The sequence below is a fragment of the Streptomyces sp. NPDC031210 genome (assembly GCF_055570395.1).
Genome location: NZ_JBVIHH010000012.1, coordinates 82,856 through 96,018, shown reverse-complemented (window position 1 = coordinate 96,018; position 13,163 = coordinate 82,856). Strand labels below are relative to the sequence as shown.

At 69.0% G+C, this 13,163-nt stretch carries 10 protein-coding genes; 1 reads left to right on the top strand and 9 read right to left on the bottom strand.

Annotated elements, in window-relative coordinates; all coding sequences use genetic code 11:
- The first annotated feature begins 161 nt into the window (after positions 1–161).
- A complete protein-coding gene (locus ACZ45Z_RS22235) occupies positions 162–557 on the top strand; it encodes an NTP pyrophosphohydrolase (protein WP_468365016.1) in 396 nt (131 codons plus the stop codon).
- Between the two features lie 126 nt (positions 558–683).
- Here the strand turns inward: ACZ45Z_RS22235 and ACZ45Z_RS22230 are convergent, their stop codons facing one another.
- From ACZ45Z_RS22230 to ngcE, 9 genes are all read right to left on the bottom strand, one after another.
- On the bottom strand, positions 684–2,243 hold the full coding sequence (locus ACZ45Z_RS22230) for an amino acid permease (protein WP_468365013.1): 1,560 nt from the start codon (positions 2,241–2,243) through the stop codon (positions 684–686).
- A 196-nt stretch (positions 2,244–2,439) separates the two neighbouring features.
- Positions 2,440–4,446 carry a 1-deoxy-D-xylulose-5-phosphate synthase gene (gene dxs, locus ACZ45Z_RS22225; RefSeq protein WP_468365011.1) on the bottom strand — a complete coding sequence of 669 codons (2,007 nt, stop codon included), beginning with the start codon at positions 4,444–4,446 and terminating at the stop codon, positions 2,440–2,442.
- Positions 4,447–4,659: 213 nt separating this feature from the next.
- A complete protein-coding gene (locus ACZ45Z_RS22220; protein WP_468365009.1) occupies positions 4,660–5,982 on the bottom strand; it encodes a sugar ABC transporter permease in 1,323 nt (440 codons plus the stop codon).
- On the bottom strand, positions 5,979–6,779 hold the full coding sequence (locus ACZ45Z_RS22215) for an ATP-binding cassette domain-containing protein (RefSeq protein ID WP_468365007.1): 801 nt from the start codon (positions 6,777–6,779) through the stop codon (positions 5,979–5,981). Before ACZ45Z_RS22215 ends, ACZ45Z_RS22220 begins: the two co-directional genes overlap by 4 nt.
- 164 nt (positions 6,780–6,943) lie before the next feature.
- Positions 6,944–8,041: a substrate-binding domain-containing protein gene (locus ACZ45Z_RS22210; RefSeq protein WP_468365005.1), complete on the bottom strand. Its 1,098-nt coding sequence runs from the start codon at positions 8,039–8,041 to the stop codon at positions 6,944–6,946.
- Positions 8,042–8,180: 139 nt separating this feature from the next.
- On the bottom strand, positions 8,181–9,380 hold the full coding sequence (locus ACZ45Z_RS22205; protein WP_468365002.1) for an ROK family transcriptional regulator: 1,200 nt from the start codon (positions 9,378–9,380) through the stop codon (positions 8,181–8,183).
- A gap of 298 nt (positions 9,381–9,678) precedes the next feature.
- On the bottom strand, positions 9,679–10,602 hold the full coding sequence (locus tag ACZ45Z_RS22200) for a carbohydrate ABC transporter permease (protein ID WP_468364999.1): 924 nt from the start codon (positions 10,600–10,602) through the stop codon (positions 9,679–9,681).
- Between the two features lie 12 nt (positions 10,603–10,614).
- Positions 10,615–11,538 (bottom strand): carbohydrate ABC transporter permease, encoded by a 924-nt coding sequence (locus tag ACZ45Z_RS22195; RefSeq protein WP_468364997.1) that lies wholly within the window; start codon positions 11,536–11,538, stop codon positions 10,615–10,617.
- 41 nt (positions 11,539–11,579) lie between these two features.
- A complete protein-coding gene (gene ngcE, locus ACZ45Z_RS22190) occupies positions 11,580–13,016 on the bottom strand; it encodes an N-acetylglucosamine/diacetylchitobiose ABC transporter substrate-binding protein (protein ID WP_468364994.1) in 1,437 nt (478 codons plus the stop codon).
- Positions 13,017–13,163 lie beyond the last annotated feature (147 nt).

The following is a 13,163-nucleotide window of genomic DNA, read 5'->3' as shown; positions in this document are numbered from 1 at the left end:
GGAAGAAGGAACACGGCTCTCCGCCCGGCGCCCGTCGCTCTCCCCCCCCCCCCCCCCCCCCTGGGCCCCCCCCCCCCCCCCCCCCCCCCCCCCCCCCCCCCCCCCGCTTCGTCGTCTCCGGGCGGCCTTTCCACGGCGGCGCGTCATGGGAGGGTTGGGCCATGAATTCCTTGGTCATTGTCGATGCCGCGAACGTCGTCGGCTCGGTGCCCGACGGCTGGTGGCGCGACCGGCACGGCGCGGCGGAGCGACTGCGCGACGCGCTGGGGGCGTTCGGCGCCACCGGCCTGCCCGGGCTCGCCGCCCCGCCCCTGGAGTTGGTGCTCGTCGTGGAGGGCGCGGCGCGTGCGGTGACGTCCGTCGAGGGCGTACGGGTGGAGTCGGCGGCGGGCAGCGGTGACGACCGGATCGTGGCGCTGGTGGCGGAGGAGGGCACCGGCCGGGACTGCCTGGTGGTCACCGCGGACCGTGGGCTGCGCGAGCGCGTCGAGGCGCTGGGCGCCCGCGTCACGGGTCCGCGCGCGGTGTGGGGCCGGCGGGGCGGCGAGGGGCGCTGAGGACGCGCGGGGGCGCGCCGTGGCCCCGGGGTCCAGGGCGGTGCGGCGGTGGCGCGGAAAGCCCCGTACGCCGCCGGCAGCGGCATACGGGGCGGGGGATAGCGGAGAGCGCGGGGCCGCGGTGGCCTACGGCCGGGGCGTCGCGTCGCCGGGTGCCTCCTTCTCCGGTCCGTTGTGACGGCCGCGGAGGCCGAGGCGGCTGTGCCCGCGCCCGTACAGGAAGTAGATGACGAAGCCGGCCACCATCCAGATCCCGAATCTCACCCATGTCTCGCCGGGCAGGTTGAGCATCAGCCACAACGAGGCCAGCACCGACAGCAGCGGCACCAGCGGCACCAGCGGGGTGCGGAAGGAACGCGGCAGGTCGGGGCGGGAGCGGCGGAGCAGGACCACGCCGATGGCGACCACGACGAAGGCGAACAGGGTGCCGATGTTGACCAGTTCGGCGAGTTCGTCGATCGAGGTGAAACCGGCGACGACGGCGACGACGACGCCCAGCAGGACCGTCGACCGGTAGGGCGTGCCGAACTTCGGGTGGACGCGGGAGAAGATCTGCGGCAGCAGGCCGTCCCGGCTCATGGCGAAGAACACCCGGCTCTGGCCGAGGAGCAGGATCATGCAGACCGAGGTCAGGCCGACGGCGGCGCCGAAGCTGATCAGGCCCGCGAAGAACGGGTGGCCGACCTCCTTGAAGGCGTCCGCGAGCGGGGCGTCGGTGGAGAGCCGGCTGTACTTCTGCATGCCGGTGACGACGATGGAGACGACGACGTAGAGGACGGTGCAGATCGCCAGCGAACCGAGGATGCCGCGCGGCACGTCGCGCTGCGGGTGGTGGGTCTCCTCGGCTGCGGTCGCCACGATATCGAAGCCGATGAAGGCGAAGAAGACCACGGCCGCCGCGGCGAAGATGCCCATCACGCCGAAGTTGGCCGGGGTGAAGCCGAAGAGCAGTTGGACCAGCGGCGCGGCCAGTCCGCCGCCGCCCTCGTTGGGCTTGCTCGGCGGGATGAACGGCTCGTAGTTCGCGCCGGTGATGAAGAAGGCCCCGGCGATGATGACCAGCAGGACGACGGTGACCTTGATGCCGACGACCACCGCGGTCACCCGCGAGGACAGCTTCATCCCCAGCACCAGGATGGCGGTCAGCAGCAGCACCAGGACGCAGGCGAGCAGATCGAAGCCGAACTTCCCCTCGTGCGTGCCGGTCAGCCCGGCGGGCAGATGCGCCCCGGCGGTGTCCAGCAGGGAGCGCACATAGCCCGACCAGCCGACGGCGACCACCGCGCAGCCCAGGGCCAGTTCCAGGATCAGGTCCCAGCCGATGATCCAGGCCGGCAGTTCGCCGAGCGAGGCGTAGGAGAAGGTGTAGGCCGATCCGGCGACCGGCACCGTGGAGGCGAACTCCGCGTAGCACAGCGCGGCCAGCGCGCAGACCACGCCCGCGGCGACGAAGGAGAGCGCGACGGCCGGTCCCGCCTGCTCCTTGGCGATCTTCCCGGTGAGGACGAAGATGCCGGTTCCGATGACGACACCGACACCAAAGACGGTGAGATCGAGTGCCGAGAGGGACTTGCGTAGCGCGTGCTCGGGTTCCTCGGTGTCCCGGATCGACTGTTCGACAGTCTTGGTCCGGAACATGCCGCGATCGCGGCGTGATGGGTGCTGTGTGCCGTGCTGTGTGCTCATGGGCGAACCTCCGCCTGGACGACCCTCGCAACTCTCCTGAACTGACCGAGTCTCCGCAATGACGGGAAACAGTCAGCCGCGGCGAGCCTTCGAACGGCGGGGATTCACCCGATGGGATACGACGGTGGGTATGCCGAAGGGCCGGCCAGACCACCCTTACGGGTGACTGGCCGGCCCTTTGAGCGAGGTGGCGGGATCAGTCCCGGGCCGCCTCGGCCGCCCGTACCTCACCGGCGTCCCCGGTGGCGTCCGCGGTGTCTTCGTACCGGCCGTCGATCTTGGCGACGAGGCCGGTCACCTGGCGGGCGATGTCCGGCGCGGTGAGCCCGATCTCCGCCATGATCTCCGCGCGGGAGGCGTGGTCGAGGAACCGCTCGGGGATGCCGAAGTCACGCAGCGGCAGGTCCACGTCCGCGTCGCGCAGCGCCTGCGCGATGGCCGAACCGACGCCGCCGGAACGGCTGTTGTCCTCGACGGTGACCACGACGCGGTGCCGCGCGGCCAGACCCGGCAGCGCCGCGTCGACCGGCTTGACCCAGCGCGGGTCCACGACCGTCGTCGAGATGCCCTGCTTGTCGAGCAGGGTGGCGATCTCCAGGCACATCGGCGCCAGCGCGCCGACGGAGACCAGCAGGACGTCGGGCCGCTGGACCGTTTCGGCGGGCTCGCGCAGCACGTCCATGCCGCCGATCCGGCCGACGGCCTCGACGGCCGGTCCGACCTTGCCCTTGGAGTAGCGCACGACGGTCGGTGCGTCGTCCACCTCGACGGCCTCGCGCAGTTGGGCGCGTACCTGGTCGGCGTCGCGCGGGGCGGCGATCCGCAGGCCGGGCACGACCTGGAGGAGCGACATGTCCCACATGCCGTTGTGCGAGGCGCCGTCGTCACCGGTGACACCGGCCCGGTCCAGCACGAACGTCACACCGCACTTGTGCAGCGCGACGTCCATCAGGACCTGGTCGAAGGCACGGTTGAGGAAGGTGGCGTAGACCGCGAAGACGGGGTGCAGGCCGCCGGTGGCCAGGCCGGCGGCGGAGACCGCGGCGTGCTGCTCGGCGATGCCCACGTCGTAGACCCGGTCCGGGAACGCCTTGGCGAACTTCTGGAGGCCGACGGGCTGGAGCATCGCGGCCGTGATCGCCACGATGTCCTCGCGCTCCTGGCCGAGCTTGACCATCTCCTCGCCGAAGACGGAGGTCCAGCTCGCGCCGGACGCCGCGACGGGCAGGCCGGTGTCGGGGTGGATGACGCCGATGCCGTGGAAACGGTCGGCCTCGTCCTGTTCGGCGGGCTTGTAGCCGCGGCCCTTTTCGGTGAGGCAGTGCACGATGACCGGGCCGCCGAAGCGCTTGGCGCGGGTCAGCGCGGACTCCAGCGCCTCCAGGTCGTGGCCGTCGATCGGGCCGACGTACTTCAGACCGAGGTCCTCGAACATGCCCTGCGGGGCGATGAAGTCCTTCAGGCCCTTCTTCGCGCCGTGCAGCGTCTCGTACAGCGGCTTGCCGACGACCGGCGTGCGCTCCAGGAGGTCCTTGCCGCGGGCGAGGAAGCGCTCGTAGCCGTCGGTCGTCCGCAGCGTGGCGAGGTGGTTGGCCAGGCCGCCGATGGTCGGCGCGTAGGAGCGCTCGTTGTCGTTGACGACGATGACCAGGGGGCGGTCCTTGGCGACCGCGATGTTGTTCAGGGCCTCCCAGGCCATGCCGCCGGTCAGCGCGCCGTCACCGATGACCGCGACGACGTGGTCGTCCTTGCCGCGCACCTGGTTGGCCTTGGCCAGGCCGTCGGCCCAGCCCAGCACCGTCGAGGCGTGGCTGTTCTCGATGACGTCGTGCGCGGACTCCGCCCGCGAGGGGTACCCCGACAGGCCGCCCTTGGTGCGCAGTCCGCTGAAGTCCTGGCGGCCGGTGAGCAGCTTGTGGACGTAGGACTGGTGCCCGGTGTCGAACAGCACCCGGTCCCGCGGGGAGTCGAAGACACGGTGCAGGGCGATGGTCAGCTCGACCACGCCGAGGTTCGGGCCGAGGTGTCCACCGGTCTTGGAGACGGCGTCGACGAGGAAGGTACGGATCTCCCCGGCGAGCTGCTGGAGCTGCTCCGGTCCCAGCCGGTCCAGATCGCGCGGCCCCTTGACGCGGGTCAGCAACGCCCCTCCGTCGCCCGCCACCGCCCCGGCCTGGCGCGCTTCGCGCGGCACCTTCTGCACGCTGCCTCCTTGCTGTCGAGCTTCGAGCTGATCGAGCTTGCCGATCAGTCGAGTCTAATGTTCCGTCCGCTGCGGCGGCGGCCGGGCCTTGCGATGTATGTCACTCGGGAGCGACGCCCAAACGGACGCCATCCGGCCAGGGCCCGCACAAGGGCCGGCCCCCACCGGGTCTCACCTGGTGGGGGCCGGTCCGGGCCGGATGGCGGACGCGCGTCAGGTGCGTCCGGCCGTCTTCTGCGTCCGGCGGGAGACCGAGTCGATCACGACGGCGGCGAGCAGCACCGCGCCGGTGATCATGTACTGGATCTCGCTGGCCATGCCGAGCAGGTTCAGGCCCTGCTGGATGGACTGGATGACCAGCATGCCCAGCAGCGCGGACCAGATCTTGCCCCGGCCGCCGAAGAGGCTGGTGCCGCCGATGACGGCCGCCGCGATGACGTTCATCAGGGTGTTGCCGGAGCCCAGGTTCTTCGTCGCGCCGCCGGAGAGGCTGGCGATGAACAGTCCGCCGAAGGCGGCGAGCATGCCGGAGATCGCGAACACCGTGATGCGGATCTTGTTCACGTTGATGCCGGCGCGACGCGCCGCCTCGGCGTTGCCGCCGACCGCGAAGATCTGCCGGCCGTAGGTGGTGCGGCGCACCACGAAGTCGGCGATCACCAGGACCGCGAGGAACAGCACGAGGGCGAGCGGCAGGCCGCGGGCGCCCTCCGGCTCGTTCAGGACGTAGGCGACGACGAAGGCCATCACCGCGACGATGCCGGTGCGCAGCAGGATCTCGCTGAGCGGCCGGGACGGCAGGGCGGCGGCCTTGCGGCGCTTGCTGTCCAGCAGCAGGGAGCCGGCGTAGGCGAGGACGGCGACCAGCGCGAGGCCGTAGGCGGCGGCCTTGTCCTCAAAGTAGTAGCCGGTGAGGTTCTCCACCACGCTGCCGCTGGGGGTGTTGATGGAGCCTTCCTTGCCCATCATCCAGATCTGCAGGCCGCTCCAGCCGAGGAACCCGGCCAGGGTGACGACGAACGCGGGGACGCCGACCTTGGCGAAGAAGAAGCCGTGCAGCGCGCCGATGGCGATACCGGCGGTGATGGCGATCAGGACCGCCAGCCAGTCGTTGACGCCGTTGGTGACGCTGAGGACGGCCCAGACGGCGGCGCCGACACCGGCCACCGAGCCGACGGACAGGTCGATCTCGCCCAGCAGCAGGACGAAGACGATACCGACGGCCATGATGCCCAGGCCGGAGGTGTAGACGCCGATGTTCGCGAGGCTGTCCGCGGACAGGAAGCTGCTGTTCTTGAGCTGGAAGACGACCGCGATGACGATCAGGCCGATGACGACGGGCAGCGAGCCCAGCTCGCCGCCGCGCACCCGGCGCTTGAAGTCGTTGAGGTAGCCGGCGAAGCCCTGCTCGCGGACGAGCAGACGGGGGTCGACGGCGGCGGGCTGCGGGGCGTCCACGGCGGCGGGGGCGGTGTCCGCGGCGTGGTCCGTCACCGTTTCGTCGCCGGCGGCGGGCTGCTTGGTGAGGTCACTCACGCTCCGACCTCCTTCTTCACCTGGTCCGTACGCGCCTTGCGGCGGGTGACGGCGTTGTCCGAGGCGCCGGTGATGGCGGCGATGATCTCTTCGTGGGAGGTGCCCTCGACGTCGAAGACACCGTTGTTGCGGCCCAGCCGCAGCACCGCGACACGGTCCGCGACGGCCTGCACGTCGGCCATGTTGTGGCTGATGAGGATGACGCCGAGGTCGCGCTCGCGCAGCCGCTCGACGAGGTCGAGGACCTGGGCGGTCTGCTCCACGCCGAGCGCGGCGGTGGGCTCGTCGAGGATGACGACCTTCGGGTCGCCGATCAGCGCGCGGGCGATGGCGACGACCTGCCGCTGGCCTCCGGAGAGCGCGGCGACGGGGATGCGGACGCTGGGGATGCGGATGGACAGCGTGTCCAGCAGCTCCTTGGCCCGCTTCTCCATGGCGATCTCGTCCAGCACACCGGCGGTGCGGAGCTCGTTGCCGAGGTAGAGGTTGGCGACGACGTCGAGGTTGTCGCAGAGCGCGAGGTCCTGGTAGACGGTGGCGACGCCGAGTTCCTGGGCGTCGTGCGGCTTGTTGATGCGGACCGCCCTGCCCTCCCACTCGATGGTGCCGTCGTCGACCGGATGAACGCCGGAAATGGTCTTGACAAGGGTGGACTTGCCGGCGCCGTTGTCGCCGACAAGGGCGACCACCTCGCCGGGGTGGATCTCCAGGGTGACGTCCGTCAGTGCTTGGACGGCGCCGAACCGCTTGGAGATTCCGCGCAACGCCAGCACAGGCGTAGCGGACACGTGAATCATCTCCTTCGCCGCCGTCACAACGGCGGGGATGGTGGTGCGTGGAGCGGGGGGGCTGTGCGAGAGGCGGTCCGGGCGGCCGCGGGGCCGAGGGGGCGCCGGGGCGGGGGCCGGACCGCCGGTCGGGGGCCGCGGATCGTGCCGCGCGGCCCCCGTATGGCGAGGGGTTACTTGATGCCGGCCGCCTCGCAGGCCGCCTTGACGTCCGCCGAGCAGATCTCGCTCGCCTTGTAGACCTTGTCCTTGAGGATCGTGTCCTTGATGTTGTCCTTGGTCACGATCCGCGCGTCGTAGAGCTTGGCGGGGATGCCCTTGACCTCGCCGCTGAGGCTGTCGACCTTGGTGTCCGTCAGGGAGTCGATCTTCTCGCCCTTGAGCAGCTTGACCGCGATCTCGGCCGTGGAGTCGGCCTGCGGCTTGATCTGCTTGTAGATCGTGAACGCCTGGTCGCCCTTGAGGATCCGCTGGAGACCGGCCAGCTCGGAGTCCTGACCGCCGACCGGGACCTTCACGCCCTGCTGCTTGAGGGCGGTGATGATGCCGCCCGCCATGCCGTCGTTGGCCGAGTACACGCCCTGGATGGCCTTCTTGCCGAGCGAGTCGATGGCCGCGCCCATCTTCTTGTTGGCCTCGTCCGGCGACCAGTCCGGGATGTCCTGCTCGTAGCTGATCTTCTTGACCTGCTTGTCGAGGACGGAGTGGGCGCCCTTCTTGAAGAACGGCGCGTTCGGGTCGGTCGGCGAGCCGTTGATCATGACGACGTTGCTGTCCTCGGCGTCGTCGCCGAGCGCCTTGACCAGCGCCTGGCCCTGGAGGCGGCCGATCTTCTCGTTGTCGTAGGAGACGTAGGCGGAGATGTCGCCCTCGGCCAGCCGGTCGTACGCGACGACCTTGACGCCCTTCTTGGCGGCCTGGTTGACCCAGGACTTCGTGGCCTTGTAGTCGACGGCGTCCAGAATGATCACCTTGACGCCCTGGGTGATCAGCGCGTCGAACTGCTTCTTCTGGGTCTCGGTCTCCTGCGCCGCGTTGTTGTACTTCACCCTGCAGTCGCCGCACAGCTCCTTGATCTTCGCCTCCATGAGCGGGCGGTCGAAGGTCTCGTAGCGCGTGGTCTTGTTCTCCGGCAGCAGCAGGCCGATGGTCTTGCCGTCGCCGCCACCGCCGCCCTTGCCGCCGTCGCCGGCCTTGCCGCAGGCGGCCACGGAGAGCGCCATCGATACCGCTGCGGTGCCTATGACGACGCGACGCGTCCAAACGTTCATGGGGTGCCTCCCTGACGAGGCCGCGTCGTTGCGGCCGAGGTGGCTGGAAGTCAACTCGGCCGCCAGCCGACCGTCAAGGAGTAAATCCTTAACGAGATGACAACGGTGCCATGCGTTAGCCCTCTGAAGGCATCGCTGGTCAGACCGGTGCGGGCACGTCCGCGGCCCGCTGGCCGTCGAGAAGGGTCGAATCGCCCATCTCGCTCAGCGCCAGCGCGAGCGCGCCCAGCACCTCGGCGCGACCGCCGAGCGTGCCGGTCACGATCCCCAACTGCCGTGCGGCGCTGGGGATCGCGTACCGCGAGACGGACTCCCGGATCGGCGCGAGCACCAGCTCGCCGGCGTCGGCGAGATCACCGCCGAGCACCACCCTGCTCGGATTGAGCAGATTGCACAGGTTCGCCACACCACTGCCGATATGGCGCCCTACGTCCGCGATGACCCGCCGGCAGCCCGGATCGCCCTCACGGGCCAGCCGCACCACCCCCGCCATGGTCAGATCGGGGCCGTGGCTGGGCTGGAGCAGCGGAAGCACGTAGCGGGCGGCGGTGAAGGTCTCCAGGCAGCCGCGGTTGCCGCAGCGGCAGACCGGCCCGGACTCGTCCAGGGTGATGTGCCCGATCTCGCCCGCCGTACCGCCCGGCCCGCGGTAGATCTGGCCGCTGATCACCAGTCCCGCGCCGACACCGCTGGCGACCTTGATGTACGCCAGGTCCGCGGCGCCCCGGCCGCCGCCCCACACCAGCTCGCCGAGCGCGCCGAGGTTGGCGTCGTTGTCGACGTGGACGGGCACCCCGAGGCGCCCGGACAGCTCCTGGCCGGGGTTGGTGCCCGACCAGCCCGGCAGGATCGCCGTCGAGCCGAGGGTGCCGGATTCGACGTCGAGGGGACCGGGCACGCCCAGGCCCACGCCGATGACCTTGCCCGGGCCGATCCCGGTGGCCTTGATCAGCCTGTTGACCAGCTCTTCCGCCCGGTCGAAGCCCTCCTCCGCGGAGGCGTCCACGTCGATCGGCTCGGCCTCTTCGGCGAGTACCTGGTGGGCGAGGTTGCCGACCGCGACCCGCAGGTGGGAGTGGCCGAAGTCGACCCCGACGACGATGCCCGCGTCACCCGAGAGGGAGACGCTGCGCGCCCGCCGGCCGCCCGCGGAGGTGGGGGTCACCTCGACGGTCCCGCCGTCCTTCAGCTCGCGAACGATGTTGGATACGGTGGCCGCGCTCAGCCCCGTGCTCCGGGCGATCTCCGCCTGCGTGAGTGAGCCCGCCCTGCGCACCGCGCGCACGACCCGCTCCAGATTGGCCCGGTGCAGCGAAGACTGCGACCCCGGAGTCTCCATCGACTCATCCACTCCCGTCTGGGACCGGCGCTGCCTCCCGGCGCGAGCGGGGGAAGGTACGGCGACGGCCCGCCGGCCGCACCCACATCCTCGGGGGGCGGCTTTCGATTCAACATGTGAACCCTAAGCAGAACGCCGACACCGAAGTCTCGTCAAGGTGTTGAGCGAATCATGATCGCTGCGGACGCGTCCGTACCCGGCGCGCGGAAGAGTGAGCGGCCGGGTACGGAGGGTGAGCGGCGGCCGGGCGGGCGGCCCGGGCCGGGCGGGCGTGAGCGGCGGCCGGCGGGCGGGGGCGCTACTTGAGCGCGCCCGCCGTCAGACCGGCCTGGACCTGCCGCTGGAAGATGAAGTAGACGACCAGCACCGGCAGCATCGCGATCATCATGCCGGCCATCAGGCCGCCCCAGTCCCCCTCGTAGCCCTGCTGGAGCGCGATGTTGGCCAGACCCTGCGTCAGTACGTACTTGTCCTCGTCCTGGTTGAGCACCATCGGCAGCAGGTACTGGTTCCACTGCCCCAGGAAGTTGAAGATGCCGATGCTGATCAGGCCCGGCTTGGCCATGGGCAGCATCACCTGGAAGAACGTCCGCACGTGCGAGGCGCCGTCGATCATGGCCGCCTCCGCCACCGAGGTGGGCAGGGTGCGGAAGAAGGACGTCATGAAGAAGACCGTGAAGGGCAGCGAGTAGGCGATGTAGACCATGATCAGGCCCTGGTACGTCGCCAGCAGCGGCACGCCGGGGAAGTCCCGCATGACGAAGAACAGCGGGATCACCAGCATGAACACCGGGAAGGACATCCCGGCGACGAACAGGTAGTAGATGAAGCGGTTGCCGGGGAAGTCGAACCGCGCCAGGACGTACCCGGCCATGGAGCCCAGGACCATCGTCCCGATGACCGAACCGCCCACGACGATCAGGGTGTTGAGGAAGAACGTGCCGATCTTGGCCTTGTCCCAGGCGTTGGCCCAGTTCTCGAAGTGCAGGACGTCCGGCAGGGACCACGGTGTGGTCAGGATGTCGCCGCTGCTCTTGAAGGAGCTCCACAGCACCCACAGCAGGGGCATCCCCACCATCAGCGCCCACACGATCAGCATGCCGTGCGAGAAGACGTTCAGCGCGCCGCCCTCGGCGCCGCGCGCCTTCTTGGCGCTCTTGCCGTCGTCGGACCGCCGCCCGGCGAGGGCCGGCAGCTTCTCCACATTGGTTTCCGTCGTCATGCGCCCGTACCCCTAGAACTCGATCCGCTCACGGCGCGCGAAACGCATCGTGAGGACGGCGAACAGCAGCGTCACGACGAGCATGGCGACGCCCATGGCCGCCGCGTAGCCGAACTGGCTGTCCCGGAAGGCGGTTTGGTAGAGCCGGAGCGGTACGACATCCGTCGCGCCGTCCGGACCGCCCATGTTGACCGACATGATCTGCACCAGCGCGAACGCGTCCATCGCGATGATGCCCATGTAGACCCAGCCCGTCTGGACGGTGTCCCACAGCAGCGGCAGCGTGATCCTGAAGAAGGTGTGCAACCGGTTGGCGCCGTCCAGCAGCGAAGCCTCGTAGATCTCCCGGGGAATGGAAGCCATGGCGGCGGAGAACAGCACGACGTAGAAACCGACATTCGCCCAGACCATCACGATCATGATGCAGGCGAGTGCGACGCTCCGCTCTCCCAGCCAGGAACTCTGGAGCGCGTCCAGTCCCACGGATCCGAGCAGGGAATTGAGCATGCCGTCGTGCGGGTCGGGGTTGTAGATGTTGAACCAGATCACCGAAATGATGGTGATGGAGATGACCTGGGGGAAGAAGTAGACGAATTTGTAGAACGCCGCGCCGCGCACGCCGGTGATGACGGCGCCGCGCCGGGCCCGGCCGCCGACATTGAGCATGAAGGCGAAGAACAGGCCCAGCGCGAGCGTGGCGATCGGCACCAGCACGAGCATGATGACGTTGTGCCCCAGCGCGTTCCAGAACTCGTCGCTGTGCAGGAGCTTGACGTAGTTGTCCAGGCCGATGCTCCGGGCCGTGCCGCGCAGGCCGCTCCACTCGGTGGTGGAGATCTGGAAGGCCTGCACGAACGGTGAGATCACGAAGATCGCGTAGATCAGCAGAGGCAGGGCCAGGAACCCCACGATGAATCGGTACTTGCCGTGTTGCATTGCGCTCCCCGGCCCTCCCTCGTCAGCGGTGGTGCGTGGATTCAGGAACCGCGGTGGAACTTGGTGACCGAATCGTCCTTGGCGAATTCATCGGCATACTGCTGGGCCTTCTTGATCCATTCCGCGGCCTTCATGTCACCCGTCAGCAACTGACTGGTGAGGCCGCCCAGCTTCTCGTCCGTCAGCTTGGGGTACCACTCCTGGAGCTGGATCATCAGCAGGTTCTCGCCACCCCGCTTGACGACCTCGGCGGCGGAGGAAAGGCCGGGCGAGAGGCTCATTCCGTCGGTCGCGCCCTGCACGGAGGTGAGCGACTTGACCTTCGTGGCGAAATTCTGCGCGTGCTTCTTGGACAGCAGAATGCGCAGCAGTTCCATGCCGCCGGTCGGGTTCTCGCCACCCTTGGCCACGATGAACGGCTCGCTGGGCTCGGCGCGTACGGTGCCGTGCGGCATCTTGTCGCCGCTGCCGCCGTCGAAGAGCGGGCCGACGGCCATCGCGAAACCGTCCGGGGTGGTCGGCGCGGCCTCGTTCTCGACCCATGAACCGTTGGGGATGAAGGCGGCCTTGCCCCGCGTCCAGGCGGTCTGCGCCTGAATGTGCGTCAGGCCCTGGCTGCCTTGCAGGAAGTAGCCCTTGGCCGCCAGCTCCTCATAGTGCTCGATGACCTGCTTGACGGCGTCGTTGGAGGTCCATGCCTTGGGCTCCAGGTTGTCGATCGCGATCCACTTGTCCAGCCCGCCGATCTTGGCGATCTGGGGAAAGATGTTGAAGTGGACGTAATACGGATACTTTCCCGGGTACGTCCAGGGGGCGATCCCCGACTTCTTGATCCGGCCGCACAGCTTGATCATGTCGTCGAAAGAAGCGGGATACTCCCAGCCCTTGTCCTTCAGCAGTTGGCTCGAATACCACGTGCCGTAGACGGTGAAGGCGTAGTAGAGGACATCGAAGGTGTCCTTGTGCTTGCCCTTTTCGATGGTGCTCGGGTAGAGCAGGTCGCGGACCTTCTTCTTCGGGTCCTCCAGCGACGGGGCGTCGAGCAGTGGCGTCAGATCCTGCAATTGGCCTTGCGAGGACAGTTTGTTCATGTCCAGGTGGTCGGATCCGGAGTTGTCGATGACATCCGGCGGATTGCCGCCGGCGAAGCGCGGCTGGAGCTTCGGTCCGACCTGCTGGGTGCCGGTGTGCTTGATGGTGACGCCGTAGGTCTTGTTGTAGTCGGCCTCGGCGTCCTTGGCGTACTGGTCGCCCAGTCCGCCCTTGAAGATGAACGCCTCCAGCGGCGCTCCCTTCTTCGCGCCGAGGGGGTTCTCCGCCGAGGTCGCGCCCTTGTTCTTGGTGCCGTTGTCCGTACTGCCGCCGCCTCCTCCGGTGGCGCACGACGAAAGGGCGCCCATGGCCGGTACGGCGATGATTCCCAGGGCCGCGGCCCGCTTGACCAGATCGCGACGGTTGAATTCTGAGGTGGATCCCATGCTCAAGTCCTCGCCTTCTTCAGGACTCAGGCGGTGTACCGGAGCCACCCCGGCACCGCGGGTCAGATGAAGCTGAGTTGTACGGGATGTGCACCGGGCGCGCTAGGGAAAAGCGGGGAAATCATCCTTCCCCCGCGCTTCCCCCCG